This is a genomic window from Corallococcus interemptor, assembly GCF_003668875.1.
GTDB lineage: Bacteria > Myxococcota > Myxococcia > Myxococcales > Myxococcaceae > Corallococcus > Corallococcus interemptor.
Map to the genome: position 1 here is coordinate 1 of NZ_RAWM01000050.1, position 26,358 is coordinate 26,358.

The following is a 26,358-nucleotide window of genomic DNA, read 5'->3' on the forward strand; positions in this document are numbered from 1 at the left end:
GAGTGAGGGCGGGTGGGTGGAGAGGTTGCGGGGAGAGGTGGCTGTTAAGCACCACTCGCACACAATTTCGGCTTTGGACTAGGGTGCTCGGCCTCGTCGTCGGCGGAGCAGAAGGCCAATCAAGGTATGTCGAAGAAGCGCGTTCACGAAATCGCCAAGGAGCTCAAGAGCCACGGGATTGAGCTCGACAACAAGGAGGTCGTGACCGAGCTCGCCGGGCTGGGTTACGACGTCAAGAGCCACTCGTCCTCCCTGGACGATGACCAGGCCACCGCCGCGGTCCAGAAGATCCTGGACAAGCGCAAGCCCAAGCAGGCCGCGGCTCCCGTCGCCGCCAAGGGCTTCGTGGTGCGCCGCAAGGTCGGTCCTCCGGCGGGCACGTCCGCCCAGGAGAGCCAGGACGCCTACGCCCAGTCGGCCGAGCAGGCCTACGAGCAGCCGGAGGCTCCGCCCGAGTCGCAGGCCGCCGGGCCCGAGGCCCCGGAGCTCCCGCAGGCGCCCTCCGCGCCCGTGGAGCCGCCGCCCACCGCCGTGGAGTCGGCCCGCGCTCCGGAGGCCCCGGCCGTAACGGCCACGCCGCCGGAGGCGACCGTCGCCACCATCGCCGCTGCCCCGGAGGCGCCTGCCGCGCCCGAGGCCCCGGCCACCTCGCCTGTTGCCGCATCCGCCACCCCGCCCGTGACGCCGCCCTCCACTCCGCCTCCCGCGGCCGTGGTGGAGACGCCCCGGGCCGCCGAGCCGACCCCGGCCACGGCGACACCGCGCAGTCCTACGCAGGAGAGTCCCCGCTTGCCCAACCCCCCTACGCGCTCGCCGGTCCCGCCTACCGCACGGACGCCTTCTTCCACGTCGACGTCCGCGACGGTCATCTCCCGAGGTCCCGGTTACGTGCAGCGTCCGGGCTCCACGGGTGGGCGCCCTGGTGGGCCGCCGGGCAGCCGTCCGGGGGGGCCGGGTGGTCCCGGGAGCCGTCCGGGTGGTCCGGGTGGGCCTGGCAGCCGTCCTGGCGCGCCCATGCAGGGCCGTCCGGGTGGGCCGCCCATGAACCGTCCGGGTGTGCCTGTCCAGGCGCGTCCGGGCCAGACGGGGCCGGTGCGTCCGTCCTCGCCCCCCACGGCCGCTGGCGGCGCCACGCCGGTGCAGCCGACCGGCCCGACCATCATGGTCGGCGGCGTCCCGCACGCCCAGGTCGCGCCCACGCCGGGCGCCCAGGCGCGCCCCACGGCCACCCAGGCCGTGGTGATTTCGCGTCCGCTCATCCAGGTCCGCCGCGTCACGCCCACCACGACCCAGGCCAAGCAGTACCCCATGGCCCCGGGCCGCACGGCGCTGGGCACGGAGAAGCGCGAGTACAAGGTCGTCCCGGATCACCTGGGCCGCGGCCGCGAGCTGGTGGACGTCTCCAAGAACAAGGAGCGTGGCCAGCGCAAGCGCACGGGTCCTGAGACCACCAGCGTGTCCAAGCAGGAGCTGTCGGACATGGTCTGGGGCCGCATCCAGATCCCCGTCCGCGGCAAGAAGCGCAAGCCCACGAAGAAGGGCGCCAAGACGCAGATCACCCAGATGGCCGAGGAGAAGAAGGTCATCAAGCTCCAGGAGGGCATCAGCGTCTCCGACCTGGGTCAGCGCATGGGTATCCGCACCGCGGAGCTCATCAAGAAGCTGATGGGCATGCAGAAGATGGCCACGGCGAACCAGATTCTGGACGCCGACACCGCGGAGCTCATCGCCACCGAGTACCACTGGAAGGTGGAGCGCGTCGGCTTCGAGGTGGAGGACTACCTGCCGGAGGTCGCGGCCAAGGCCGAGGACGAGCGTCCCCGTCCGCCGGTGGTCACCATCATGGGCCACGTCGACCACGGCAAGACGAGCCTCCTGGACGCCATCCGCCAGGCCAGCGTGGCCTCGGGCGAGGCGGGCGGCATCACCCAGCACATCGGCGCGTACAGCGTGTCCACCGCGCGCGGCGACGTCACGTTCCTGGACACCCCGGGTCACGAGGCCTTCACGTCCATGCGCGCCCGTGGCGCCAACGTGACGGACATCGTGGTGCTGGTGGTGGCCGCGGACGACGGCGTGATGCCCCAGACCATCGAGGCCATCAAGCACGCGAAGCAGGCGGAAGTGCCCATCGTCGTCGCCATCAACAAGATGGACGTCCCGGGCGCCAACCCCGACCGCGTGAAGAAGGACCTCGCGAGCCAGGAGCTGGTGCCGGAAGAGTGGGGCGGCGACACCATCATGGTGCCCGTCTCCGCGAAGACGAAGATGAACCTGGATCTCCTCCTGGAGAACCTGGCGCTGCAGGCGGAAGTCCTCGAGCTGACGGCGAATCCCTCCCGTCCGTCCGTGGGCGCCGTCGTGGAGGCGAAGCTGGAGCGTGGCCGCGGTCCCGTGGCCACGGTGCTGGTGCAGGAGGGCACGCTCAAGCTGGGCGACGCCATCGTCACCGGCACGCACTACGGCCGCGTCCGCGCCATGAACAACAGCCGCGGCGAGGCGGTGAAGGAAGTGAAGCCGGGCTACTGCGCGGAGGTCGTGGGCCTCTCCGGCGTGCCCACCGCGGGTGACGCCATCAACGTCGTCTCCGACGAGAAGGCGGCCAAGCAGATCGCCGACCACCGCGGCATGAAGGAGCGGCAGACCGAGCTCAGCAAGGTCAGCCGCGAGTCCCTGGACCAGCTCTTCGCCAAGACGAAGGCGGGCGGCGGACCCAAGGAACTGCGCGTCATCATCAAGGCGGACGTGCAGGGCTCCGCGGAGGCGGTGCGCCAGGCGGTCGAGAAGCTCACCACGCACAAGGTGCGGGTGGTCATCATCGACGCGGGCGTGGGCGCCATCACGGAGACCGACGTCATGCGCGCCGCCGCTTCCAAGGGCGTCGTGCTGGGCTTCAACGTGAAGCCGGAGTCGGGCTCCGAGGCCGCGGCCAAGGCGCAGCAGGTGACGCTGCAGAGCTACTCCATCATCTACGAACTCATTGATGGGGTTCGCTTGGAGATGGAGAACCTCCTGGAGCCCATCCGCACCGAGCGCAAGCTGGGCCGTGCGGAGGTGCGCAACACCTTCAACGTTCCGAAGCTGGGCACCATCGCCGGCGCGGCCGTCCTGGACGGCGTGATGAAGCGCGGCTCGTTCGTGCGCCTCATGCGCGAGAACAAGCAGCTCTTCTCCGGGAAGATGGCGTCGCTGCGCCGCTTCAAGGACGACGTGAAGGAAGTCGCGCAGGGCTTCGAGTGCGGTATCGGCATCGAGAACTTCAACGACCTCAAGGCCGGCGACATCATCGAGGCCTACGAGATCGAGGAGACCCGGCAGAGCCTCTCGTAGTCCTTGAGAGGCGCACTCGACGGACCCCGGGGAAGGCCCCACCTTTCCCGGGGGATGGACGACGCGGCGGCGCCTGGGCGTGGATGACGCGCCCCGGTGGCCGCTGGCCTGGGGGACCTCTATGTTCGTGGGAGTCGCACGCCTCACCCTCCAGATTCCGGAGAGCGCCTCGCTGAAGTCCAAGCGCCAGGTGCTGCGCCGGGTGACGGACCGGGTGAAGGCCCGCTTCAACGTGGCCGTCGCGGAAGTGGACGACCAGGACCTCTGGCAGAAGGCCTCGCTGGCCCTGGCCGTGGTGGGCAACGAGCGCCCTCACGTGGATGAGCAGCTGGGGAAGATCATCCACTTCATCGAAGAGATGTACGTCGCGCCGCTGATGGCCCGGGAGACGGAGATCGTCGCCTTCGGGGACACGCTCTACTCGGACAAGGGGCCCGTGGCGCATGCCTTCCGCGCCCCGGCGAAGGTGCCGGAGCCGGAGGCCGAGGGCGCCCACCTGTCGCCCGAGGACGCGAACGCGCACTCGGAGGCGGCCATTGCGCGCTTCCTGCGCAGCGACCGTTCACTGGCGGAGGCGGAGGGGCTGGGTTCGTGGGAGCAGCGGCACGAGGGCGCGGGCCCCGGGCCCGGGACTTCCAGGCCCACGGGTGACGGTGGAACGCTGACGCTGGACGACGCTCGGGCCAAGGCCCGGGCGCTGCGCAACCCGCGAGATTGGGAGAAGAAATGACGACGCATGCACGACCCGAGCGCGTGGGGCAGGAGATCCAGGCGGCCATCGGAGCCCTGCTGACACGGGGGGAATTGCGCGACCCGCGCATTGGCTTCATCACCATCACCGGCGTGAAGGTGTCGCCGGACCTGCGGGTGGCGAAGGTCTTCTATTCGATGCTGGGCACGGACCAGGAGAAGGCGGACACGCAGAAGGGGCTGGAGGCGGCCAAGGGCTTCGTGCGCCGCGAGGTGACCTCCGCGGTCAACCTGCGCGTGTCGCCGGAAATCTTCTTCGCCTTCGACGCGTCCGTGGGCGAGGGCGATAAGATCGACCGGCTCCTGCGCGAGGTGCGCGGCAAGGAAGGCTGGTAGGCCCCGCTTCATGGACGGCGTTCTCGTCATCGACAAGCCCCTGGGCCCCACGTCCTTCGACGTGGTCCGCCAGGTGCGCGGCCTGCTGAAGGTGAAGAAGGCGGGCCACACGGGCACGCTGGACCCCATGGCCACCGGCGTGCTGCCGGTGTGCCTGGGCGAGGCCACCAAGGTCGCCGGCGTCATCACGGAAGGCGACAAGGCCTACGACGCCGTGGTGCGGCTGGGCATCGAGACGGACACCCAGGACGCCCAGGGCAAGCCCACGGCACAGGCCCCGGTGCCCCCGCTGACGGCGCCGCTGCTGGAGGCCGTCCTGGCCCGCTTCCGGGGCACGTTCGAGCAGGTGCCGCCCATGTACTCGGCGGTGAAGGTGGCCGGGAAGCGGCTGTACGAGCTGGCGCGTGCCGGGGAAGAGGTGGAGCGGGCCAGCCGCACCGTCACCGTGCACGAGCTGGTGCTGCGCGACTTCTCCGCGGACCGGCTGACCCTGTCCGTGCGGTGCACCAAGGGCTTCTACGTGCGCACGCTGGCGTACGACCTGGGCCGCGCGCTGGGCTGCGGGGCGCACCTGGAGGCGCTGCGGCGCACCATGAGCGGCCCGTTCACCCTGGCGCGTGCGCTGCCCCTGGGGGACCTGGCGTCCCTGTCGCGGGAGGCCGTGGCCGGGCGGCTGGTGTCGCTGGCGGATTCGCTGACGGACCTGCCGGCGGTCCGGGTGAACGCGGACGAAGCCCGGCGGGTCTTGCACGGCGTTCCCGTGGAGGTCGCCCCCGTGCCGGGCCGGGTGCGGGTGCTGGGCCCGGATGACGCGCTGCTCGCCATGGCGGAAGTGGTGGGCGGGCGGCTGCGCTACCAGCGGGTGTTCAACTGAAGTGGCCACCCGGACCCATGACATCTCCGTGAGCGTGGCCCCGGCCCTTCGCGGCGCCTTCGACGGGCGGCGCGAGCTGACCCTGGGCGTGCCCGCGACGGCGGGCATTGGCGACGTGGTGGAGGCCCTGCTGCGGCTGTACCCCCGGACCCGCCAGCTGCTGGCCGGGGACGGCGGCGAGGCCGGGGGGCCGTACCTGCACGTGGCCATGGACGAGGCCTCGGCCCGGGAGCTCTCCCCGGACGGGGGCGGAATGCCCGGCGGCTGCCGGTTGTACGTCTTCGCACTGTCCCGGCCCTCCAAGGGCGGACGGACAGGCGGCGAAGGTTGACCCCCCAGGGGGTGAAGCTTATAAGCGGCCCGCTCGTTAGTAGGACCATGTGGCCGGGTCTGTACCCCTCCGCGGACCCAGGCGGCACGAGCAGTCACCCCGGAGCGGGATTCAGGAAGAAGCCCATGTCGTTGCATCAGGAACGCAAGAGCGAGCTGGTCACGAAGTTCCGCACCCACGAGTCCGACACCGGCTCGCCCGAGGTGCAGGTGGCGCTGCTGTCCGAGCGCATCAACATGCTCACCGAGCACTTCAAGACCCACAAGAAGGACCACCACTCCCGCCGCGGTCTGCTGAAGCTGGTCGGTCAGCGCCGCCGCATGCTGGACTACCTCAAGTCCAAGGACGTGGCCCGCTACAAGAAGCTCATCGAGGGCCTCGGCATCCGCAAGTAGTCCTCGAGCAGCATCCGGGGCGCTGGCACATCACCAGCGCCCCGCGCATTTGGGCAGCACGCAGCACGGTTTCAGAACAGAAGCGCGGACGTGGGCGAAGGAGTGGGCGAGGGAGAGGTGGAGGCGGGCTCTTTTGGTTTCCGTTCAGACCGGCCGACCTGAAGTCACGGGTGGGCGGGTGTGATCAGGGATCAAGAGGTCTGGTCCATCCCTCCGGCGCTCCGCAACGGAGCCCGTTTCCGCAGTACAGGCAGCGTTCGTCTGGCATGTGCCTGCTTCAGGCCCTGGCGATCGCTCAATCCCAGAGGGCCCTTTTCCGGGCGGCTCCTGCCCCACGCACGTGGGCGGGCCGCGGCTGGCAAGGGTCCTCGCACGCGAAGCAGGCACAGAGGCCACACGACATGTTGAAGAAGAGCGTCAAGATTGGTGAGAACGAGCTGAGCATCGAGACGGGCCGCCTGGCCAAGCAGGCCGACGGTTCCGTGGTGGTCCGCTACGGCGACACCATGCTGCTCGTCACCGCGGTGAGCGCGCGGGAGAAGAAGGACATCGACTTCCTGCCCCTCACGGTGGAGTACCAGGAGAAGCTGTACTCGGCGGGCCGCATCCCGGGCAGCTACTTCAAGCGCGAGGGCCGCCTGACGGAGAAGGAGACGCTGGCCTCCCGCGTGGTGGACCGCTCCCTCCGTCCGCTGTTCCCGGAAGGCTACGCCTACGAGACGCAGGTCATCGCGTCCGTCATCTCCGCGGACTCGGAGAACGAGGGTGACATCCACGGCATCACCGGCGCCTCCGCGGCGCTGTGGGTGTCGGACATCCCGTTCAACGGCCCCATCGCGGGCATCCGCGTGGGCCGCGTGGGCGGCCAGTTCGTGGCGAACCCCACCGCCAAGCAGCGCGAGCAGAGCGACCTGGACCTCGTCATGGCGGTGAGCCGCGAGGCCATCGTGATGGTGGAGGGTGGCGCGGAGGAGGTCAGCGAGGCGGACATGGTGGCGGCGCTGGACTTCGGCCGTCAGCAGGCCCAGCCCGTGCTGGACATGCAGGACCAGATGCGCGCGGAGCTGAAGAAGCAGGTCCGTGCGTACGACAAGCCGGCCACCATCGACGAGGGGCTGCGCGCCCAGGTGCGTGAGCTGGCGCTGGAGGGCGTGAAGGCCGGCTACGCCATCAAGGAGAAGGCGGCCCGCTACGAGTCGCTCTCCAAGACGAAGAAGGCGGCGGTGGCGGCGCTCAAGGAGAAGCTGGGCGCGGAGTTCACCCCGCAGGTGGAGAAGCACGCCAAGCAGGTCATCGAGGACCTGAAGTACGACCACATGCGTGAAATCACCGTCAACGGTGGCCGCATCGGTGACCGTGGCCACGACGTGGTGCGCACCATCACCAACGAGGTCGGCGTGCTGCCCCGCACGCACGGCAGCGCGGTGTTCACCCGCGGCGAGACGCAGGCCCTGGTGGTCGTCACGCTGGGCACCAGCGAGGACGAGCAGCGGCTGGAGCTGCTCAGCGGCCAGGCCTTCAAGCGCTTCATGCTGCACTACAACTTCCCGCCGTTCAGCGTGAACGAGACCAAGCCCCTGCGCGGCCCCGGCCGTCGCGAGGTGGGGCACGGCGCCCTGGCGGAGCGCGCGCTGCGCAACATGATTCCGGCCAGCGACTCGTTCCCCTACACGGTGCGTCTGGTGTCGGAGATCCTCGAGTCCAACGGTTCGTCCTCCATGGCGTCCGTGTGCGGTGGCACGCTGGCGCTGATGGACGCGGGCGTGCCCATCAAGGCGCCGGTGGCGGGCATCGCCATGGGCCTGGTGAAGGAGGGCGACAAGATCGCCATCCTGTCCGACATCCTGGGTGACGAGGACCACCTGGGCGACATGGACTTCAAGGTCTGCGGCACGTCCAAGGGCATCACGTCCATCCAGATGGACATCAAGATCACCGGCCTCACCACGGAGATCATGAGCCGCGCGCTGGAGCAGGCGCGTCAGGGCCGCGTGCACATCCTGGCGGAGATGGCGAAGACGCTGAACGCGCCGCGCAAGGAGATCAGCCAGTTCGCGCCGCGCATCACGACCATCCAGATCCGTCCGGAGTTCATCAAGAACGTCATCGGGCCGGGCGGCAAGGTGATCAAGGACATCATCGCCCGCACGGGTGCCGCGATTAACATCGAGGACACCGGCCGCGTGGACATCGCCAGCGCGAACGGCGATGCGGTGAAGGCGGCCATCGCGATGATCCAGGCGCTCACGCGCGAGGCGGAGATCGGGAAGATCTACACCGGCACCGTCCGGAAGATCGCCGAGTTCGGCGCCTTCGTGGAGCTGTTCCCGGGCACCGACGGCCTCATCCACATCTCCGAGCTGTCCGACAAGCGCGTGAAGACCGTGTCGGACGTGCTGAGCGAGGGCGACGAGGTGCTGGTGAAGGTCGTCAGCATCGACAAGACGGGCAAGATCCGTCTGTCGCGCAAGGAGGCCATGGCCGAGCGCGCCACCGCGCAGGGCACGCCCCCCGCGGCCGCCGCCCCGGCGACCACGCCGGACGCGAAGGCCTGAGTCCGGCCTCCGGGTAGCGGCCCTCCGTGAGGAAGGCCGCGACTGGAAACGCCCCGTCTCCTCCCGCCTCCGGGCGCGAAGGGGCGGGGCGTTGTCATTGCGGGGGAGGGGGCTCGGCCCACACCGGCTCGCGGCGGTGTTTTCGTCCTGGGGCGCTCGAGGCTTAAAACCCCGGGAGGGCTTCCCGCGTTGATGGGGGACCGCCCGGAGGAGGCGCTGCATGCCGGTCCACCCATCCAGCTCCTCGGAGCCCTCGAGCAGCTTCCTCACGGACGTGTCCCGCTTCCTGGGGGCGTTCCGCTGGGCGTTCATGCCGCTGGGGTTGCTCGCGCTGGTCGCGGTGGGCGTGCACGCGGCGGCGGACACGCTGGATGACCGGCTGCTCACGGCGGTGGACCGGTTGGACTCCGCGTTCGATGCGTGGGTGGGCCAGTTCCCCGCGCTCGCGTCGATGGTGGATTGGGTCTCCCTGGAGACGCGCACCCGGTTGGCTCGGGGACTGGCTCTGATTTGGGAACTGGCGGCGGACCTGCTCCTGGCGCTGCCCACGCTGGGCTACCGCGAGACCGCTGCCAACCGGCCCGTGGAGCGCTGGCGGCCGGTGACGGCCGCTGCTTCGGAGTCCTCTTCGTGGAGGGCGCTGCTGCGGCGCTGTCTGCGGCGGCCCACGCCGATGCGATGGATTCGGCCCCTGGCGACCGCGGGCGTGGTGCTCGCGGGCGCTTGCACGGTGGCGCGGCTCGTCCAGGGCACGGTGTACCTGTCGTGGCGGCCCCTGTTCGGCGACGTCGCCTCGGACTGGGCGGCCCGGGGACTGGCGGTGGCGGCGCTGGGCGGTGTCAGCGTGTCGCTGGGGTGGCGCGCGGTGCTGCGCAACCTCCAGCACGCGGACGCGGCGTGTGAGGCGGTGGGCTCTCGGCGGGCGTGGACCCGGGGGCTGTTGGGGTGCCTCGTCGTGGCGCCCCTGGGGCTCGCGGCGGCCTGGGACGCGGCACCCGTGCTGTCCTTCTTTCGCTGAGGGCCCTGACGCATGTTCGCTCGCCGCGCTCGGGGACTGCTGGACTTCACCTTCGCGCTCTTGTGCGTGTGGTGCGCGTACCACCACACGCCCGCGGGCGCGCTGCTGCGGCGCGCGGGAGCCTGGGCCTTCCACACGCGCACCACCGCCCGGCCGCTGCTCGCGTACTACGACGGCGTGAGTGGGACCTCGGTGCCGGTTCCGGCCGCGCTGCCCGCCGCGCTGCTCACGCGGGTTCCCACGAGCGCGGAGGCGCTGGCGTGGGGGACGCACTCGGCGCTGATGGTCCTGGACGCGAAGGCCCGCGAGCCCGCGTTCGCGCTGGCGCGTGAGCTGGCCATCGCTCCGGAGGCGCTGGTGGATCCGGTGAAGGGCCCGGCGGCGACGCGGCGGCTGCTGGATTCGCTCGCGAAGGACTTCCCCTCGGAGGAGGCCCGGGTGACGGCGGTGTTCGCCGGGCGGGTGCCCGCGCGCTTCGCGCTGGAGCGGGTGGACGCCGAGGGTGGGGCGCTCAGCCTGGAGCGCCTGGCGAAGCAGCTGCCCCCGGGCTTCGAGGGCTCCTCCGTGGGCGCGGCGCAGGCGCTGGCCCTGTCCACGGCGTTGATGCTCGGGTGGCCGGTGTCGGAGAGCGCTCCGGTGACGAGCCCCTTCGGCATCCGCGTCCACCCCACGCTGCGTACGCGCCGGATGCACACCGGCGTGGACCTGGCGGTGCGCACGGGCACCACCGTGACGGCGGTGGCCGCGGGCGTGGTGCGCCGCTCGAGCGAGGACTCCGTCAACGGCCGCGTGCTGGTGCTGGACCACGGGCGGGGCGTGACGACGGCGTACTGTCACAACTCCGAGCTGCTGGTGAAGGCGGGCACGCGCGTGGAGAAGGGGCAGGCCATCGCGCTGTCGGGCAGCACCGGCCGCTCCACCGGGCCCCACCTGCACTACCAGCTGGAGCTGGCCGCTCGGCCGGTGGACCCGTTCGGCTTCCGCTCCGCCCTGCGCATGGCGGACGGCGCGACCGAGTTGTGAGGCCGCGTGCCACACGACCCGTGACGTCGGGGCCAGGAAGTAGAGGGGCGCCGGGGTGCGTGTTACGGCGGAGGGCATGGACCCCACGCTGACCGTCCCCGTGCGCCGGGTGCGCTCGCATCCGGACCCGCTGCCCCTGCCGCGCTACGAGACGGAGCTCGCCGCCGGGATGGACCTGCGGGCCGACATCGACGGGGAGCAGGTGCTCCAGCCGCTGGAGCGGATGGCGGTCCCCACGGGGCTGGCCTTCGCGCTCCCTCCGGGCTTCGAGGGGCAGGTGCGCCCCCGTTCGGGGCTGGCGCTGCGGCACGGGGTGACGTGCCTCAACTCCCCCGGGACGGTGGACGCGGACTACCGGGGGGAGGTGCAGGTGCTGCTCGTCAACCTGTCCAACACGCCCTTCACGCTGCGTCGGGGCGACCGGGTGGCCCAGCTGGTGGTGGCGCCCGTGACGGCCACGGCCCTGCGCGAGGTGGAGGTGCTGGAGGTGACTTCCCGGGGTGACGGAGGTTTCGGGTCCACGGGGCGTTAGGGCCCATCAGGGCCCGGCGCGCAACGTCGTTCCTCAATGGCTCCGGAGCGGGCAGAATGGAGCCCCCCGGCCGTCCGCCGGGGAGGCCGCCCCCCCGCGGCCCTGTTCCGGAGTTTCACAGCTTTGCTCTGCTACCGCTGCGGCAGCCATGTCCCCGATACGAGTGAAACCTGCGCCACGTGTGGCCAGAAGTTCGACGCGGCCGCGCGTCAGGCGGTGGGGGCGGCGCGCCGGAAGGGAGCCGAGGGCGCGCCGTACAAGCCGGGCGACGTCGTCGCGGACCGCTACGCCATCCAGGAAGTCGTCGGCGCCGGGCCGCTGGGCTTCGTCTTCCGCGCGCAGGACCAGGCCATCGACGTGGAGGTGGCGCTGAAGGTCATCCAGCCCCGGCTGGTGCAGCAGCCCGAGGAGCGCACGCAGTTCGCGCTGTCCATGCGGGTGGGCAAGAAGCTCAACCACCCCAACCTGGTGCGCGTGTACGAGGAGGGCGTGGACGGGGACCGGCCCTTCTTCACGATGCAGCTGCTGGAAGGGCTCACGCTGCGCCGGATGATGGAGCAGCGCGCGGCGAAGGGGCAGCTGTTCTCGCTGAAGGAAGTGGAGCCGCTGCTGGCGCAGATGGCGGCGGCGCTGGACGGGGCGCACCGCTTCGGGCCGCACTCGGACGTGAAGCCGGAGAACGTCTTCGTCCTGCCGGACATGCTGAAGGTGTCGGACTACGGGCTGGGGCTCGCGGTGCCGCACCTGCCCTTCGTGCAGGCGCAGAAGGGCCACCGGGCGGCGGCGTACATCGCTCCCGAGTACGTGAATGGCGCGGAGCTGGACACGCGCATGGACGTGTACTCGCTGGGCGTGTTGATGGGCGAGATGGTGACGGGCCTGCTGCCGGAGGACGGCGGAGTGCCCGAGGTGTCGGTGCGGCATCCGGACCTGCCGCCCGCGTTCGAATCGCTCTACCGCCGCGCGCTCAACCAGAACCCGCTGGCCCGTCCGAAGTCCTGCGGTGAGCTGCACGCGGAGTTCGCGGCGCTGGTGCAGCGCCACCCGGCCGCTGCGTCGAGGCAGCGCGCGATGCCCGCATCGGGAGCGTTGCCTCCGTCCGCAGTGGCCGCGCGCGCGGCGAACAAGCCGCTGCCGCCGGTGCCCACGGGCATGCTGCCGGTGGCGAGCGCGCCCACGCCGGCCGCGCCCGTTCCCGTGGTGGAGGACGATCCGCCTCCGGATGCGACGCAGCCGCTGGACGCGGCGACGCTGGCGGCCATCCTGGGGTCGAACGCGCAGGCGCTGGACTACATCACGGGGCCGGAAGCGCGCTCCGTGTCCGACGCGGCGACGCAGCAGGAGATGCGCGCGGTGGCCCCTGCGGGCCGCAAGGGCGCGGAGCCGGCGTCGCAGGACCCGCGTGCCCTGGGACAGGGCTCCGAGGCGGCGACGCAGCAGGAGCCCCGTGTGGCCCAGGCCAAGGCCGCCGAGCCGGTGATGCGCATCTTCGCCAAGGCGGAGGAGCCGTCGTTCACGGCGGAGCCGCGGTCCTCGGCCCGTGGCGGAGGTGACGCCTCCAGCGATGGGCGCGCGAGCAGCCGTGGCGAGCTGTCGTCGGGCGGCGATGTCCGGTCCAACGGCCGGGGTGAAGCCGCCGTGGGCGAAGGGCGCTCCAGCCGTGGCGAGAGCAGCCGGGGTGAATCCTCCGGACGCGGTGAATCTTCGTCCACTGATGCGCGCGCCAGTGGGCGGGGCGAGTCCTCCAGCGACGGGCGCTCGAACGGGCGCGGTGAAGCCGCACTGAGCGAAGGGCGCTCCGGTCGCGGCGAGGCGTCCTCCGACGGTCGCTCCAGCAATCGCAACGCGGATGCATCCGCAACGGAGTCACGGTCCAGCCGGAGTTCCGACGACGACGAGCCCTCGGAGTCCCGTTCCTCCAGCCGTGGTGGCCGCTCCTCGCGAGCCTCCGGGGTGGCGGCGTCGGTGAACTCTCGCGGCTCGGAGCCGTCCGGTGCTCGCGCGCCTCGGGCTTCAGCGCCCCAGGGCGCGGTCCGCGGCTCCGGCGTCCAAGGTGAGAACTCCTCGGGCGGCCGCTCGCGCAAGGGCGAACCTCCTCCGGATGTGTCGGGTGTCCGCTCCTCGGCGCGCAGGCTGCCGCCGTCGGCCTCGGGCCTGCACACGCTCCCCACGACGCGCGCCACGCAGGCGAAGCCGGCCCGCTCCGGCCTCAGCTCGATGGCGTGGATGATCATCCTCGCGGTGGCGGGCGTCGTGCTGGGCGCGGGCGGTGGCTACCTCTACCTGCGCCTGCGTCAGGCCCAGGCCGCGAAGAACAGCCCCTCGCCCGCCACGACCGGTTCGGCCGCCGCGACGGGCGGCATCATGGCCTCGGACTCGTGTCCGGCCGGCATGAAGCTGGTGAGCGGGGGCAGCTTCAAGAAGGGCTCCTCTCCGGAGGACCTGCAGGCGTCCGGCTCCACCGACGAGATGCGCATGGACAGCGTCATGGTGGACTCGTTCTGCGTCGACGAACACGAGTTCCCCAACCAGCCGGGCCGCAAGCCTCGCGTCTCCGTGACGTGGCTCGACGCGAAGTCCTCGTGCGAAGCCATCGGCAAGCGGCTGTGCTCCGAGGACGAGTGGGAGAAGGCCTGCAAGGGCCCCGGCAACGCGCGCTTCTCCGCCGGCGACGAGCAGGCCCAGACGGCCTGCAACACCGGGACGACGGAAGGCGCCGCGCGCGCCCTGGCCCCCTCCGGTTCCTTCGCGTCGTGCCGCTCCGCCTATGGCGTCATGGACCTGTCCGGCAACGTCGCCGAGTGGACCGCCTCCAACTTCCCCGGCAGCGAGGAGCGGCTCATCAAGGGCGGCGCCTTCGACACGCCCGGCGACACCGCCCGGTGCTCCGCGCGCCGCCGGGGTGCCGCGTCGCTGAAGGTCGCGGACGTGGGCTTCCGCTGCTGCCAGAACGTGCTGCGATGACGCCCGCCCGGCCCCGCGTCGTGGCCGTGAAGTCCTCGAGCCTGGCGCCGGACGCCTCCTTCCTCGCCGGCTTCGCGTCCGAGGCCCGCGCGGACGTCACCGGGCTGACCCTGGAAGAGAGCCCCATGGAGGGCACGGCAGGGAAGGTCGGTGGCCTCTGGAGGGTTGCGGACAGGGCCGCGGGCAACGCTTGCGTCATCCAGGGTCTCGTTCAATCTCACCGTCGCGAAGAAGTCAGGTCCGTCCTGTGACGTCGCGCTGGAAGTGCTCCGGTTCGCGGCGCGCCGGGACTTTGCCGTGAAGGTCTACGAGTGATTCCACGCTACAGCCGTCCCGAAATGGCCTCCCTCTGGTCCGACGTCGCCCGTTACCGCCGCTGGCGCGACGTGGAGCTCGCCGCGCTGGAGGGCATGGTCGCGCAAGGCCTCGCCCCCAAGGAGGCGCTGGCGGACTGCACCGCCCGCGCCGGTGACTTCACGGAAGCGGACGCCGCGCGCATTGAAGAGATTGAGCGCACCACCAAGCACGACGTCATCGCGTTCCTCACGTTCGTGGAGGAGCGCGTGGGCCCCAGCGCCCGCTGGCTGCACCTGGGCATGACGTCCTCGGACGTGCTGGACACGTCGCTGGGGCTCACCCTGCGCGACTCCCTGGACCTGCTCCTGAAGGGCATGGACCGCGTGATGGCCGCGGTGGAGAAGCGCGCCTTCGAGCACAAGCACACGCTGCAGATGGGCCGCAGCCACGGCATCCACGCGGAGCCCATCACCTTCGGGCACAAGCTGGCCATCTGGTACGACGAGCTGCGCCGGGGCCGCACGCGCCTGGTGCACGCGCGCGACACCATCGCCGTGGGGAAGATTTCCGGCGCGGTGGGCACGTTCGCGCACCTGCCGCCGTCGGTGGAGGAGCACGTCTGCCAGAAGCTGGGCCTCACGCCCGCGCCCGCCTCCAGCCAGGTGGTGCAGCGCGACCGGCACGCGGAGTTCTTCACCGCCATCGCCCTGGTGGGCGCGAGCCTGGAGAAGTTCGCCGTGGAAATCCGCCACCTCCAGCGCACGGAGGTGCGCGAGGCGGAGGAGCCCTTCACGCCGGGACAGAAGGGCTCCAGCGCCATGCCGCACAAGCGCAACCCCATCCTGTCGGAGAACCTCACGGGCCTCGCGCGCCTGTTGCGCGGCTACGCGGTGAGCGCCATGGAGGACGTGGCGCTGTGGCATGAGCGGGACATCTCGCACTCGTCCGTGGAGCGCGTGATTGGTCCGGACGCCACCATCCTGCTGGACTTCATGCTCCACCGCTTCGCGGGCCTGGTGGAGAACATGCGCGTCTACCCGGAGCAGATGAAGAAGAACCTGGAGCTGCTGGGCGGCGTGGTGAACTCGCAGCGCCTCTTGCTGGAGCTCGCGCGCAAGGGCATGGACCGGCAGGCCGCGTATGTCGTCGTCCAGCGCAACGCGATGAAGATGTTCGAGGAGGGCGTGGACTTCCGGCAGGCCCTGCTCAACGACGCGGACCTGCTCAAGATGATGACGCCCGAGGAGATCGCCGACTGCTTCTCCCCGGGCTACCACACGCGCCAGATGGACGCGGTGTTCCAGCGCGTCTTCGGCCGCGCCAGCTGAAGCGCGCGGCCTTCCGGCGGGCGGCAGGGCCTAGAGGTAGCCCTTCGCCCGCAGGTGCTCTTCGATGCGCGAGTGCACGTCGCCGGGCGTCAGCGCCAGCGACGTGCCGGTGATGCGCTCGTAGGCGGCCACGTACTTGGTGGCCAGGTCCACGCGCACGTCATCCGGGATGGCGGGCACGGCCCCATGGCCGGAGAAGTTCCGCTCGCGGATGAGCCACTGGCGGATGTTCTCCTTGTCCAACATCTTCTGGTCCTCGCCCTTGGCGAAGCGCGACTCGTACTCGTCCGCCACCCAGTAGCGGCTGGAGTCCGGGGTGTGCATCTCGTCGATGACGTACAGGTCGTCACCGACCTTGCCGAACTCGTACTTCGTATCCACCAGGATGAGGCCGCGCGTGCGCGCCCACTTCTGGCCCTCCTGGAACAGGCCCCGGGCGGCCTCCGTGATGCGGGCCCAGTCGCGCGGCGTGGCCAGCCCGCGGGACAGGATTTCCGCCTCGGAGATGGGCTCGTCGTGCTGGCCGTACTCCGCCTTGGTGGACGGCGTGAGGATGGGGGCTTCGAACGCGCTGTCCTTGCGCAGGCCCTCCGCGAAGGGGACGCCGTAGGCGGTGTGCGTGCCCTTCTGGTAGTCGCGCCACAGGCTGCCCGTGAGGTAGCCGCGCACCACCACCTCCACGGAGTAGGGCTGGCAGGCGCGCGCCACGGTGACGTTCGCGTCCGGCACGTCCAGCACGTGGTTGGGGACGATGTGCTTCGTGCGGTCGAACCAGAAGGCCGCCAGGCGGTTGAGCACCTCGCCCTTGAAGGGGATGGTGGTCAGCACGTGGTCGAACGCGGAGAGGCGGTCGCTCGTCACGAGGATGAGCGTGTCGCCCTTGCGGTACGTGTCGCGAACCTTGCCCTTGTAGGGCGTGCCGAGCGACGGCAGGTCCGTCTGGCGAAGCGTGTGGGTGAGTTGCGCGTGGAGGGCGGTGGTGTTCACGTCGGAAGCGCCTCGAGGCCCGAGCGGGGCCAGCTCATGAGGCGCGCGACTCTACTGGAGGCCCGCCGCCATGGAAGCAGGACCGTAGGCCGTTGCCAGATAGAGGAACGCCGGGTTGATCCGCAGGATGCCGTCCACGTAGGCGACCGCGTACGGCGCGCCCGCGGCCCGGTCCACCCGCACCGCGCCCTCCGGCTGGATGCCCCACAGCGCCAGGAGCGTGCGCGCCACCAGCTCCGCGGCCTCGCGCTCCGACAGGCCCTGCAGGCTCTCCCTGCGGTCTTCCGGCCAACGGTCACCCGTGCGCGCGTCGAAGACGAACTGGAGGCCGCTGCCCGCGTCCGGCGGCTGGAGCAGGTCCGCGCGGGGCTCGAAGCCCGGCGCCGCGACGAACTCGTTGCCCTGGATGATGGGGAAGAGCGCCACGCCCTGCGCGGACTGCCCGGCCTGGAGCTCCGACTGGCGGGCAATCTCCCGGAAGAGCTCCAGGCGGACGGCCGGGGCCTCGAACTCCACCACCTCCGGCGAGCTGCTCAGCGCCTGCCGCGCCGTGAGCGAGGAGCGCACGGGCGCACCCGTGCCGTCGCACGCGGTGGTGAGCAGGGACAGCGACAGGAGCAGGCCAGGGACCCAGCGACGCATCAACGGGAATATACCGATCACGCGGACGCACCACCAGCTAAACTCCGGTGCATGCGTCCTGGCGCGGAGCTGACCGTCGTCCTTCATCAGACCCGTTCACCCGACAACCTGGGTGCTGTCTGCCGGGTCATGGCGAACTTCGGTTTTGAACGGCTCGTCGTCTCGGAACCCTTCGTCGAGGACTTCAGCCTGGCGGAGAAGATGGCCGTGAAGGGCGGCCACATCCTCGCGGGCATGCGCGTGGCACCCACCCTCCAGGAGGCCCTGGAGGACTGCGTGTACGTGGTGGGCACCACGTCTCGCACCCAGGTGGAGAAGCGCACCCCGCTGACGCCGGAGGACGCGGCGCGGCGGCTGGCGGAGGAGAGCACGCGGGGGAGGGTGGCGCTGTTGTTCGGCGGCGAGCAGCGCGGGCTGTCCGACGAGGACCTTACCCACTGCCAGGACCTGCTCGTCATCCCCACGTCGGACGTGCAGCCGTCCATGAACCTGGCGCAGTCCTCCGCGGTGCTCCTGTACCTCTGCCACCGGCAGGGGCTCACGTCAGCGCCCGCGCTGCCTCAGGAGGAGGAGGCCGGCGCTCGGCTGGGGACGCTCAACGCGCTGAGCGGGCGCATGCGCGCGGCGATGCTGGCGGCGGACTTCCTCAACCCGCAGGCGCCGGAGCACGTGCTGCATGAGCTGGAGCGGACGTTGATGCGTGCGCGGCTGACCCAGCGCGAGGCGGAGCTGTGGCTCAACGCCTTCAAGCACCTGGGCCGCGCGGTGGCGCCGGGGACCTCCCGCGGTTGAGGCGGGGGGCCGGCGCCACGCGGACCCGCGGGGCGACTTAAGCCGCCGCGTCCTTCTTGTAGGTCTCGGCGAAGTGCTTCTCGCACAGGCCGGCCTTGGGGCCCACCTTGGCGCGGCACTCCGGCTTGGAGCACACGCGGTAGCGCGTGTGGGGCAGCTCGCCCTGGCGCCACTTCTTGAAGTGGAAGAAGCAGTAGTTCTTGGCGCGGTAGGGGCGCTTGCAGCCCTCCACCGTGCAGGTCTTCTTGCCGCCGCCCTTGGCGGTGCGCGGCCAATGGGTGAGCTTCGTCGTCTGGGTGGCCTCGGCCATGGTACGGACTCTCCTGCGAAACGATGCTTGAGAAACCCGCGGCGTCACCTGTGGGTGGATCCGCCACGATGTGAAGGCGCACGGTGTATCGCCGGGTTTCGCGGAACGCAAGGAGGCTGGAAGCCCGCTTGGGCCCTGGAGGCCCCTTCCGTCAGGGGGCGCCCAGGCCCTCATCCGCCTTGGGAATACCTCCGGACCGGCTGGACTGGGTGCGCGGTACCGGGGAGAGCAGCTCCTCCAGGACGGAGCGGGCCCCGGCCGTCTGCTCGCCTGGCGTCCCACCCGAGGCCAGCGTGGACGGCGGTGACTCCACCGGGGGCAGGTCCTCCAGCTTCACCTTCAGGGTCATGGGGCGGCCCAGCCGGCGCAGGTGGAGCCGGACGCGCTGACCCACGCCGCGCGCGGCCACCTGCCAGCGCAGCGTGTGCGCCCGCTCCACGGACAGCCGGTCCATGTTCAGGATGACGTCCCCGGTGCGCAGGCCCGCGCGGGCCGCCGGGCCGTCCTCCACCACGTCCGTCACCACCACGCCCTTCCCACGGGGGTTCAGGTTGAAGGCCTGCGCCACCTCCGGGGAGAAGTCCTGCACGCTGATGCCCATCCACCCCCGGCGCATGCGGCCGTGCGTCTTCAACTGCGGAATCACCGTCTTCGCGATGTCGATGGGGATGGCGAACCCGATGCCCTGGCCGGACACGTTGACGGCGTTGGCCACCGCCACCACGTCGCCGTGCAAATCCAGCACGGGCCCGCCGGAGTTGCCCGGGTTGATGGAGGCGTCCATCTGCAGGTAGTCGAAGTCGCCGTCGCGGCCGTTGGGCGTCACGTCCGTGCGGCCCACGTAGCTCACCACGCCCACCGTCACGGAGTGCGCCAGCCCGAACGGGTTGCCGATGACGACCACCCAGTCCGCGATGCCCACGTGGGACGCGGACGCGAGCTTGAGCACCGGCAGCTTCCGGGGCGCGTCCACCTTGAGGAGCGCGCAGTCGGTGCGCTCGTCCTCGCCCACGACGGTGGCGGGGAACTCCTCCACGTAGCCGTTGGCGCTGCGGATGGAGATGGTGACCTCCGAGGCCCCGTCCACCACGTGCGCGCTGGTGAGGATGTAGCCGTCCGGATGGATGATGAACCCGGAGCCGATGCCGCGCTGGGGCTCCTCGCCGGGGGCCACCTCCGCGAGGTCCTGGCGCGTGGTGATGGACACCACGGCGGGCATGGCCTTGCGGGCCACTTCACTGATGTTCGAGTGCTGCCGGGAGATGGCGCGGTTCTGCGCCTCCATCCACAGCTTGCTGGGCGTCCGGGCCTCGGCGCTCGCCGCTGTTCCCAGCGCGCACGCCAGCATTGCCCCCGTGATGCCGCCCCCGAACCACTTCCAACCCATGGGCCCCGCCTTCCCACCACCGTCCAACCCAATGCCCCGGCGCAACCTAGGCACGGGGTGGGGCGGGCGGAAGGGGCAGGCCGGCGATCAGCAACCGGCCCCGCGGGCAGCCACCTGACGCGCCGCCTAACGCTTCTTGGAGATGATGTCGTTCACCGCCGCCCGGTCCTCGGCGGTGATGCGCTCGCGCGGGCCCGCCGCGTTGGCGGACTTCTGGGACACGGCGCCCTTCGCGCTGTCCACCACGTCCTCCACGCCGCCCTTCACCTTGTCCAGGGTGGAAGGGTTCACGGTGCGCTTCCAGGTGCGCTCCATGTGGTCCAGCGGGGTCCGGCCGTTCACGTTGCCCCGCGCCAGGAAGACGCCCAGACCCACCGCGCAGGTCGTCCAGACCAGGAACTTCAACACGCCCATGATTCACATCCTCCTACGTCGTCTTACATCGCCCCGGAGCCGATGGCGAGTTTCCTGACTGTCGCTTCCGGAGTCGCTGACAGGGGGCGTTGGGGCCCTTAAGGTCCACGGGCTTGCAGCCCGAAGAACTCATCAGGGCCGCCCAGACGCGGGCGGCGGGATTGGACGTGGGGCGGGGGGACGCGGCGCTGGAGCGCGTGCGGGCCTCCGCCTCGGCGTTGTTCGCGAAACTGCCGGAGCCCCCGGTGTACCGGCGGGCGGAGGACCCGTCCCGCAAGGCGGCCCAGGCCCTCTTGCCGGAGATGGAGCGGGTGCTGGCGGAGGCCTTCGCGGTGGCGCGGGAGCCGGCGGTGTCTCCGCTGGTGGACCGGCTGGTGGCGGCCCTGCGCGCGCACGCGGAGGCGCTGGTGCACACCGCGGACGGCCGGCTGGAGGCGGCGGAGCTGGCGTGGCGCAAGGCCCAGGAGCTGGAGCGCGCCGCGCACCCCACGCGTCAGATGGTGGGGCAGCCCTCGCGGCCGCCGCCGGTGTTCGACAAGGGCACGGGCCTGTCGCGCTACGACCCTCGCAACGCGGCCCAGGCGACGGTGAAGCTCGTGTGCCCCAACACGGGCTGCAAGCGCATGGGGGACTACGCGTTCATCCCGACGCACGCCTACCACCGCTTCGTCTGCCCGGCGTGCCGGGTGCCCTTCCTGGCCTACTTCGGAGAGCTGAAGGGGCTGGAGGTGGAGCACCGGCGCAGCTCCAAGCGCTACCGCTTCACGGTGGACGAAGTGGGCGGCGCCGTCACCACGCGCATCGACTTCGAGGAGGCCGGCGGGCAGGAGTTCCCGGCGGCCCGGCGCGACCTGTTGGCCTTCCTCTACACGGAGCAGCGCGAGCTGAAGGTCGTGGTGAACCTCACCAACGGCAAGCTGATGTGGGTGAGCCCCGCGTCGACGTGCTTCGTGGCGACGGCGGCGTTTGGCGAGGGCGCGCCGGAGCTGGTGGCCTTCCGGGCCTTCCGTGACGACGTGCTCAGGAAGAGCCGGCTCGGTCAGGGGTTCATCGACGGCTACTATCATTGGGGCCCTCCGCTGGCGGCCTGGGTGGTGCGCCGGCCTCGAGTGCGGGCCGGAGTGCGCTGGGCCCTGACGCGGGTGCACGGCCGCCTGACACGGAAGGAACGCGGATGACACAGCAGGCTGCTGGGACGGAAGGGACGCCGCCGCCGGGCGCGCGCGGGGACAAGGCCAAGACGGCGCTGGCGGTGGTGGCGGTGCTGGGGCTGGCCGCGCTGGCGTTCCTGGGCGTGCGCGAGGCGCAGCGGGCGCGGCTGGTGCCTGACGGAGTGTCGCCGCCGACCTTCCAGCTGACGAAGCACGAGGGTGGCTCGCTGGCGCTGTCGGACCTGAAGGGTCGGGTGGTGATGCTCGACTTCTGGGCGACGTGGTGCCCGCCCTGCCGCGAGGAGATGCCCTCCCTGGTGAAGCTGGCCAAGGAGTACGAGTCCCAGGGGCTCGTCTTCGTGGCGGCCAGCCGGGACGACGGCCCGACGGCGCCGCAGGAGGTGGACTACTTCCTCCAGCGCTTCCAGCCGGAGCTGCGCCCCTACGTGGTGTACGCGGACGACGACGTGGCGCGCGCCTTCCAGGTGAATGCGCTGCCCACGCTCTACTTCCTGGATCGGGACGGGAAGGTCATCGACGCGCAGCGCGGCATGCTGTCCGAGGACGGCCTTCGCCGCCGCATCGAGCGCGCGCTCAAGCGTTAGACTGGAGGGCATGACCCTCTACGACGCGGACACGGTCGACGCGTGCTCCTGGCCGGAGACGCCGCAGGCGCGGCTCGCACGCGACTACTTCGTCCCGGTGATGAAGCGCGGCAGCACCGCCTTCCTCTCCGACCGCACCACCCTGCGCCTGGTCGCGATGGACGACCTGCGCATCCCGCTGGCCATCAACGAAGCGGAGTACGGTAACTCGCCGCTGCACTCGCTGTGGGTGCGCTACATCGGCCTGCCGGTGCAGGCGGTGACGGCGGAGGCGTACGGCGCGGCGCGCGCGGTGGTGATGCGCGGGGCCATGCGCACGCTGGGGTCCATGCTGAAGGCGGCGCGCATCGACAAGGCCGTCTACGTGGACCACTGGCTGGTGCTGCGCAACCTGAGCGTGAGCCTGGATGAAGCGCAGGTGGAGCGCCTTACGGCCTTCCTGGTGGAGCGGTTCCCCGGCCACGCCATCGTGTTCCCCGCCATCAACCCGGCGAACGCGTCGCCCCTGCTCAACACGCTGGCCGCGCGGGACTACGGCTTTCTGTACGGCTCTCACACGCGCATGACGTTGCCCACGCAGGACGTCAGCCGGCAGGTGCGTGAGAACCGGCGCCGCGACGGGCGGCTCCTGGAGGCCGCGGGCTACCGCATCGTGGACGGACGGGAGCTGCCGGACTGCGCGCCCCGGCTGCGGGAGCTGTACCGGTCACTCAACGCGGACAAGTACCACTCCACGCTCGACTTCACGGAGGAGTTCTTCGCGTGGACGCTGCGCGAGGGCATCTTCCAGTACTGGCTCGCGGTGAAGGATGGACGCGTGGACGGCTTCTACGCCACGCACGTCAGCGACGACACGGTCTGGTCCCCGCTGTTCGGCTACGACCTGTCGCTGCCGCAGGACCTGGGCCTGTACCGGGGGCTCGTGCACCGGCTGATGCAGGACGCGCTGGAGGTGGGGCTCACCATCGAGCTGGGGCCGGGCGCGGATCCGTTCAAGAGCCTGCGCGGCTCGCAGCCGGTGCCCCGCTGGACGGCCTATTACGTGAAGCACCTGTCCGGCTTCCGGCAGTACGCGTGGCGCACGCTGCAGCGCTACGTGAACGGCGGGGTGCGGCCGGCCGCGAACGCCATGCTGAAGAAGATTGATGGCGACGCCGCCGTCGGCTTCGGTCCGCTGACGCTGCCCTTCACACCGCCCACGGGCCAGACACCGCGCGAAGCGGCCCGGGCAATGCGTGAGCAGGTGGACGCGCTGGAGGCGCAACTGGAGTCCGCGGCCCGGCTGGAGGGTGAGGCCCGGCTGCGCGCGCTGTCGCCGCTGTCGCAGACCCTGCACAACTGGCCGCAGCCCATGCCGCGCGTGGTGGCCCTTCGCGAGCGGCTGACGCGGCTGGAGCGGGAGGCGCGCCGCAAGCCCGAGCAGGCCGTGTCCCCCGAGGTCCAGGCCCGTCAGCTGCTCCAGGACGCGACGCGCTGGGGTTACACGACGCTCATCGCCGCGAACCTGGGCGAGGTCGCGGCCCCTCACCTCAAGGCGCTGGTGGAGGCGCTGCGGCGGGAGCTGGCCGGAATCGTGGGCGTGGTTCTCCTCGCCACGCGCGGCGACAAGGTGGTGCTGGCCACCATCGCGAGCGACGCGCTTCGCAGCGTGGGCATGGACGCGGGCGAACTCATGGCCCAGGCAGCGCCTTGCGTCGAGGGCAAGGGCGGCGGCTCACCGGAGGTGGCGTGGGGCGGCGGCTCGCGCGCGGACGGCATCGAAGCGGCGCTCAGCGCGACCCGGCGCTTCATGGAGTCGCGCCTGGGCAACTGGACGCCGTCCGGTGGCGTGGGCTGAGCGTCAGAGCACCTGGCGCACGGCCTCCTCCAGCTTCGCTCTCGGCACGGCGCCCACGACCTGCTTCACCACCTTCCCACCCTTGAAGAAGAGCAGGGTGGGCATGGCGCGGATGCCGTACTGCTCGGGCGTGGCCGGGTGGTCGTCCACGTTGAGCTTGGCCATCTTCATCCGGCCTTTGTATTCGGTGGCCAGCGCGTCGATGACCGGGGCGATGACCCGGCACGGCGGGCACCAGGTGGCGGTGAAGTCCACCAGCACCGGCTCCTTCGACTCCAGCACCTCGCGTTGGAACTCCGCGTCTCCCAGCTCGATGACGTCGCCAGCCATGGGCCCATCCCCTGTGTGAAGGGCGCGAAGTCCGCGCCTCGTGCCCAGGGGATGTAACCGCGTGCGGCGGCGGGGACGAGCGCCCCGGGCGGGACGCATTGTTCCGTCAGGAGCCCTCTTCCCACGGGAGCGCGGCGCCGCGCGCGGACAGCAGCTGGAGGAAGGTCCGCACCTTGAGGGGCAGCTGCCGGCTGCTGGGGTAGACGGCGTAGATGGGCAGGCCCGGGGGCGTGTCCGCCTCCAGCACGGGGAGGAGCAACCCCGCGCGCACGTCGTCCGCCACCAGCGAGGCCGCGAGCCGCACGATGCCCAGCCCCGCGCGCGCCGCCGCCTGTCCCGCGCGCTCGCTCGGCACGCGCAGGCGGCCCGTCACCGGCACGGTGCGCGCGCTGCGTCCCTCGCCGAAGAACCACACCTCGTCGGTGCCGGACTCGGCCAGGAGGATGCACTCGTGGGCCGTCAGCGCTTCGGGCGTGCGGGGCGTGCCGTGGCGGCTGAGGTAGTGGGGGCTGGCGTAGTAGCCCGTGCGCACGCGCCCCAGCCTGCGCGCCACCAGCGATGAATCCGCGAGCGGCCCGGTGCGCAGCGCCAGGTCGTAGTCCTCCGCGATGAGGTCCACGTGCGTCTGCGCGAGTGACACCTCCACGCGCAGCCGGGGCTCGTGCAAGAGCAGCTCCGCGATGACGGGCGTGAGCAGCTCGCCCAACAGCGACAGGGTGGCGATGCGCAGCGTGCCCTGGGGCGTGCCGCGCGACTCGCTCAGCGCCGCGTTCACCTCGCGGGCCTCGGCGACCAGCCGCGCGCAGTGCGCGTGGTACTCGCGGCCCGCTTCCGTGAGGCGCAAGCGGCGCGTGTTGCGCTCGAGCAGCCGGATGCCCAGGCGCTCCTCCAGGGCGGCCAGCCTGCGGCTCACCGTGGACTTGCGCAGGCCCAGGCGCTCCGCCGCGGAGGTGATGCTGGCGGTCGCCACCACCTCCGCGAAGAGGACCATGTCGTCCAAGAGGGGCGGGTTCGCGGCCACGGACGGGGAGCCTATGCCCCGGCCGGAGCGCGCGCGAGCCCGCCGTCAGTCGTTGGCCGCGCCCGCGAGGATCCACGAGCGGACCAGGACGTTCAGGCCCGGATGCTGGTCGAAATACTCCGGCTTGTCCGCGGGCATCCGGTCCCCACAGTCCTTGCCCTCCATCTTCCGGATGAGCGCCGAGTGGTCCGGGTCTCCGGGAGTGACGCGCTGGAGCGTGCCGCCGCACGCCTTGGCGGTGACGTTGACCAGGCTCGCGTGGCTGGTGGCCGCCGCGAGGCTCAGGTTGCCGGCCTTGCCGTGGCAGCCCGTGCACTGCGCGGAGCTCCACAGGGTCTGGATGTCCGCGCCGTAGCGGGGCACCGACACGGGCAGGGTGAGGGTCCGCACCACGGGCGGGCCCACGCCGTCCGTGACGCTCACGGAGAAGGTGAAGTCGGTCTGCGCGGCCACGGCGGGCGAGTACCACTGCGCGCTCGCGCCATTCGTACCGCCCACCCAGGTGCCCCGGGCGCCGGGAGTGACCTGCGTCCACGCGTAGGTCAGCGGATCCCCGTCCGGGTCGCTCGCGGTGAGGGTGAAGGTGCCCGTCGCTCCGGCCACCAGCGACGTGGGCGCGGAGACGGTCGCGCTCACGATGGGAGGCTGGTTGGTCTTGCGCACGGAGACGTCGATGGCGCCCTCGGCGGTGCCACCCCTGCCGTCACTCACCGTCACCTTCAGCGTGAAGCTCCGGGCGCTGTCCACGTCCGGCGCGGTCCACGAGGGCTGGGACGCGGAGGGGTCGTCGAAGGTGCCCGCTGGGGCGGCGGGCTCCTGCGTCCAGGTGTAGGTGAGTAAATCCCCGTCAGCATCCGAGGCCTCCAACGTCGTCGGAACGGGCGTGCCGGACGTCACACTCGAGGCCTGCACACTGGGGCCCGTGAGGGTGGGCGGCGTGTTGGGGGTGGGAATGGGGGAGGCATCATCGCCACAGGCCATCACTCCAGACCCCAGGCAAAGCAGGGTCATCAGCCGGAGCCGCGGGGGAACGTGCATGGGGGGTCCTCTGAGTTCGAGTGCCCTCCAAGCTGGCATCCGGTGACGATTTCAACCCAGTGTCCGGGGGGGTTGGACAAAATCAGGCTGACGCACGTTCTGGATGGTCTT

The 26,358-nt window shown here is 71.2% G+C and carries 24 protein-coding genes; 16 read left to right on the plus strand and 8 right to left on the minus strand.

Annotated features, from left to right (window positions below; genetic code table 11):
• The first annotated feature begins 126 nt into the window (after positions 1 to 126).
• The 12 genes from infB (at position 127) to purB (ending at position 15,733) form a co-directional block, all read left to right on the plus strand.
• Positions 127 to 3,330, plus strand: coding sequence for a translation initiation factor IF-2 (gene infB, locus D7X96_RS19375; RefSeq protein ID WP_121770400.1), 3,204 nt, complete (start codon positions 127 to 129; stop codon positions 3,328 to 3,330).
• A 121-nt stretch (positions 3,331 to 3,451) separates the two neighbouring features.
• A complete protein-coding gene (locus D7X96_RS19380; protein ID WP_120549646.1) occupies positions 3,452 to 4,060 on the plus strand; it encodes a DUF503 domain-containing protein in 609 nt (202 codons plus the stop codon).
• The gene (rbfA, locus tag D7X96_RS19385) at positions 4,057 to 4,416 is read left to right on the plus strand and encodes a 30S ribosome-binding factor RbfA (protein WP_120523869.1); all 360 of its coding nucleotides are present in this window, start codon (positions 4,057 to 4,059) and stop codon (positions 4,414 to 4,416) included. The genes D7X96_RS19380 and rbfA overlap by 4 nt, the downstream gene beginning before the upstream one ends.
• Before the next feature lie 10 nt (positions 4,417 to 4,426).
• Positions 4,427 to 5,290 (plus strand): tRNA pseudouridine(55) synthase TruB, encoded by an 864-nt coding sequence (gene truB, locus D7X96_RS19390; RefSeq protein ID WP_120549645.1) that lies wholly within the window; start codon positions 4,427 to 4,429, stop codon positions 5,288 to 5,290.
• Between the two features lies 1 nt (position 5,291).
• Positions 5,292 to 5,621 carry a MoaD/ThiS family protein gene (locus D7X96_RS19395; protein WP_120549644.1) on the plus strand — a complete coding sequence of 110 codons (330 nt, stop codon included), beginning with the start codon at positions 5,292 to 5,294 and terminating at the stop codon, positions 5,619 to 5,621.
• Between the two features lie 125 nt (positions 5,622 to 5,746).
• Positions 5,747 to 6,016: a 30S ribosomal protein S15 gene (rpsO, locus tag D7X96_RS19400; protein ID WP_014398807.1), complete on the plus strand. Its 270-nt coding sequence runs from the start codon at positions 5,747 to 5,749 to the stop codon at positions 6,014 to 6,016.
• A 401-nt stretch (positions 6,017 to 6,417) separates the two neighbouring features.
• The gene (pnp, locus tag D7X96_RS19405) at positions 6,418 to 8,571 is read left to right on the plus strand and encodes a polyribonucleotide nucleotidyltransferase (protein WP_120549643.1); all 2,154 of its coding nucleotides are present in this window, start codon (positions 6,418 to 6,420) and stop codon (positions 8,569 to 8,571) included.
• A 220-nt stretch (positions 8,572 to 8,791) separates the two neighbouring features.
• On the plus strand, positions 8,792 to 9,589 hold the full coding sequence (locus D7X96_RS19410; RefSeq protein WP_121770401.1) for a hypothetical protein: 798 nt from the start codon (positions 8,792 to 8,794) through the stop codon (positions 9,587 to 9,589).
• Between the two features lie 12 nt (positions 9,590 to 9,601).
• Positions 9,602 to 10,612: a M23 family metallopeptidase gene (locus tag D7X96_RS19415; protein WP_120549641.1), complete on the plus strand. Its 1,011-nt coding sequence runs from the start codon at positions 9,602 to 9,604 to the stop codon at positions 10,610 to 10,612.
• A 76-nt stretch (positions 10,613 to 10,688) separates the two neighbouring features.
• Entirely contained in the window at positions 10,689 to 11,144 is a 456-nt protein-coding gene (dut, locus tag D7X96_RS19420; protein WP_120549640.1) for a dUTP diphosphatase, read from the plus strand.
• Between the two features lie 123 nt (positions 11,145 to 11,267).
• Positions 11,268 to 14,108: a protein kinase domain-containing protein gene (locus tag D7X96_RS19425; protein ID WP_121770402.1), complete on the plus strand. Its 2,841-nt coding sequence runs from the start codon at positions 11,268 to 11,270 to the stop codon at positions 14,106 to 14,108.
• A 311-nt stretch (positions 14,109 to 14,419) separates the two neighbouring features.
• Positions 14,420 to 15,733 (plus strand): adenylosuccinate lyase, encoded by a 1,314-nt coding sequence (gene purB / locus D7X96_RS19435; protein ID WP_121770403.1) that lies wholly within the window; start codon positions 14,420 to 14,422, stop codon positions 15,731 to 15,733.
• Positions 15,734 to 15,763: 30 nt separating this feature from the next.
• Here the strand turns inward: purB and D7X96_RS19440 are convergent, their stop codons facing one another.
• Positions 15,764 to 16,720, minus strand: coding sequence for a phosphoribosylaminoimidazolesuccinocarboxamide synthase (locus D7X96_RS19440; protein WP_120549637.1), 957 nt, complete (start codon positions 16,718 to 16,720; stop codon positions 15,764 to 15,766).
• Positions 16,721 to 16,771: 51 nt separating this feature from the next.
• Entirely contained in the window at positions 16,772 to 17,362 is a 591-nt protein-coding gene (locus tag D7X96_RS19445; protein WP_120549636.1) for a hypothetical protein, read from the minus strand.
• A gap of 51 nt (positions 17,363 to 17,413) precedes the next feature.
• On the opposite strand from D7X96_RS19445, the gene D7X96_RS19450 reads away from it, so the two are divergent.
• Positions 17,414 to 18,154 carry an RNA methyltransferase gene (locus D7X96_RS19450; RefSeq protein WP_120549635.1) on the plus strand — a complete coding sequence of 247 codons (741 nt, stop codon included), beginning with the start codon at positions 17,414 to 17,416 and terminating at the stop codon, positions 18,152 to 18,154.
• A gap of 37 nt (positions 18,155 to 18,191) precedes the next feature.
• Here D7X96_RS19450 and D7X96_RS19455 read toward each other — a convergent pair whose 3' ends face one another.
• The 3 genes from D7X96_RS19455 to D7X96_RS19465 all read right to left on the minus strand — a co-directional run bounded on the left by D7X96_RS19455 (position 18,192) and on the right by D7X96_RS19465 (position 20,265).
• Positions 18,192 to 18,464 carry a vegetative protein gene (locus D7X96_RS19455; protein ID WP_120549634.1) on the minus strand — a complete coding sequence of 91 codons (273 nt, stop codon included), beginning with the start codon at positions 18,462 to 18,464 and terminating at the stop codon, positions 18,192 to 18,194.
• Between the two features lie 151 nt (positions 18,465 to 18,615).
• Positions 18,616 to 19,851: a S1C family serine protease gene (locus tag D7X96_RS19460; RefSeq protein ID WP_121770404.1), complete on the minus strand. Its 1,236-nt coding sequence runs from the start codon at positions 19,849 to 19,851 to the stop codon at positions 18,616 to 18,618.
• Between the two features lie 126 nt (positions 19,852 to 19,977).
• Positions 19,978 to 20,265 (minus strand): hypothetical protein, encoded by a 288-nt coding sequence (locus D7X96_RS19465; protein ID WP_120549632.1) that lies wholly within the window; start codon positions 20,263 to 20,265, stop codon positions 19,978 to 19,980.
• Between the two features lie 113 nt (positions 20,266 to 20,378).
• Between D7X96_RS19465 and D7X96_RS41510 the strand changes: the two genes are divergently transcribed.
• From D7X96_RS41510 to D7X96_RS19480, 3 genes are read left to right on the plus strand one after another with little or no spacing between them, the layout of a single operon-like run.
• The gene (locus D7X96_RS41510) at positions 20,379 to 21,443 is read left to right on the plus strand and encodes a CFI-box-CTERM domain-containing protein (RefSeq protein ID WP_121770405.1); all 1,065 of its coding nucleotides are present in this window, start codon (positions 20,379 to 20,381) and stop codon (positions 21,441 to 21,443) included.
• The gene (locus D7X96_RS19475) at positions 21,440 to 22,021 is read left to right on the plus strand and encodes a redoxin domain-containing protein (protein ID WP_199747278.1); all 582 of its coding nucleotides are present in this window, start codon (positions 21,440 to 21,442) and stop codon (positions 22,019 to 22,021) included. Before D7X96_RS41510 ends, D7X96_RS19475 begins: the two co-directional genes overlap by 4 nt.
• A 10-nt stretch (positions 22,022 to 22,031) precedes the next feature.
• Positions 22,032 to 23,858: a GNAT family N-acetyltransferase gene (locus D7X96_RS19480; RefSeq protein ID WP_121770406.1), complete on the plus strand. Its 1,827-nt coding sequence runs from the start codon at positions 22,032 to 22,034 to the stop codon at positions 23,856 to 23,858.
• A 3-nt stretch (positions 23,859 to 23,861) separates the two neighbouring features.
• On the opposite strand, the gene trxA is transcribed toward D7X96_RS19480, so the two are convergent.
• The 3 genes from trxA to D7X96_RS19495 form a co-directional block, all read right to left on the minus strand.
• A complete protein-coding gene (trxA, locus tag D7X96_RS19485; protein WP_120549629.1) occupies positions 23,862 to 24,188 on the minus strand; it encodes a thioredoxin in 327 nt (108 codons plus the stop codon).
• A 106-nt stretch (positions 24,189 to 24,294) separates the two neighbouring features.
• Positions 24,295 to 25,209, minus strand: a complete 915-nt coding sequence (locus tag D7X96_RS19490; RefSeq protein ID WP_121770407.1) for a LysR family transcriptional regulator — start codon at positions 25,207 to 25,209, stop codon at positions 24,295 to 24,297.
• 45 nt (positions 25,210 to 25,254) lie between these two features.
• On the minus strand, positions 25,255 to 26,247 hold the full coding sequence (locus D7X96_RS19495; protein ID WP_147468348.1) for an Ig-like domain-containing protein: 993 nt from the start codon (positions 26,245 to 26,247) through the stop codon (positions 25,255 to 25,257).
• Positions 26,248 to 26,358 lie beyond the last annotated feature (111 nt).

Excerpts from the sequence above, each read along its gene's own strand:
- infB (WP_121770400.1), top strand. The coding sequence starts at position 127 with ATGTCGAAGAAGCGCGTTCACGAAATCGCCAAGGAGCTCAAGAGCCAC.
- D7X96_RS19380 (WP_120549646.1), top strand. The coding sequence starts at position 3,452 with ATGTTCGTGGGAGTCGCACGCCTCACCCTCCAGATTCCGGAGAGCGCC.
- rbfA (WP_120523869.1), top strand. The coding sequence starts at position 4,057 with ATGACGACGCATGCACGACCCGAGCGCGTGGGGCAGGAGATCCAGGCG.
- truB (WP_120549645.1), top strand. The coding sequence starts at position 4,427 with ATGGACGGCGTTCTCGTCATCGACAAGCCCCTGGGCCCCACGTCCTTC.
- rpsO (WP_014398807.1), top strand. The coding sequence starts at position 5,747 with ATGTCGTTGCATCAGGAACGCAAGAGCGAGCTGGTCACGAAGTTCCGC.
- pnp (WP_120549643.1), top strand. The coding sequence starts at position 6,418 with ATGTTGAAGAAGAGCGTCAAGATTGGTGAGAACGAGCTGAGCATCGAG.
- D7X96_RS19410 (WP_121770401.1), top strand. The coding sequence starts at position 8,792 with ATGCCGGTCCACCCATCCAGCTCCTCGGAGCCCTCGAGCAGCTTCCTC.
- D7X96_RS19415 (WP_120549641.1), top strand. The coding sequence starts at position 9,602 with ATGTTCGCTCGCCGCGCTCGGGGACTGCTGGACTTCACCTTCGCGCTC.
- dut (WP_120549640.1), top strand. The coding sequence starts at position 10,689 with ATGGACCCCACGCTGACCGTCCCCGTGCGCCGGGTGCGCTCGCATCCG.
- D7X96_RS19445 (WP_120549636.1), bottom strand. The coding sequence starts at position 17,362 with ATGCGTCGCTGGGTCCCTGGCCTGCTCCTGTCGCTGTCCCTGCTCACC.
- D7X96_RS19450 (WP_120549635.1), top strand. The coding sequence starts at position 17,414 with ATGCGTCCTGGCGCGGAGCTGACCGTCGTCCTTCATCAGACCCGTTCA.
- D7X96_RS19455 (WP_120549634.1), bottom strand. The coding sequence starts at position 18,464 with ATGGCCGAGGCCACCCAGACGACGAAGCTCACCCATTGGCCGCGCACC.
- D7X96_RS19460 (WP_121770404.1), bottom strand. The coding sequence starts at position 19,851 with ATGGGTTGGAAGTGGTTCGGGGGCGGCATCACGGGGGCAATGCTGGCG.
- D7X96_RS19465 (WP_120549632.1), bottom strand. The coding sequence starts at position 20,265 with ATGGGCGTGTTGAAGTTCCTGGTCTGGACGACCTGCGCGGTGGGTCTG.
- D7X96_RS19475 (WP_199747278.1), top strand. The coding sequence starts at position 21,440 with ATGACACAGCAGGCTGCTGGGACGGAAGGGACGCCGCCGCCGGGCGCG.
- D7X96_RS19480 (WP_121770406.1), top strand. The coding sequence starts at position 22,032 with ATGACCCTCTACGACGCGGACACGGTCGACGCGTGCTCCTGGCCGGAG.
- trxA (WP_120549629.1), bottom strand. The coding sequence starts at position 24,188 with ATGGCTGGCGACGTCATCGAGCTGGGAGACGCGGAGTTCCAACGCGAG.
- D7X96_RS19495 (WP_147468348.1), bottom strand. The coding sequence starts at position 26,247 with ATGCACGTTCCCCCGCGGCTCCGGCTGATGACCCTGCTTTGCCTGGGG.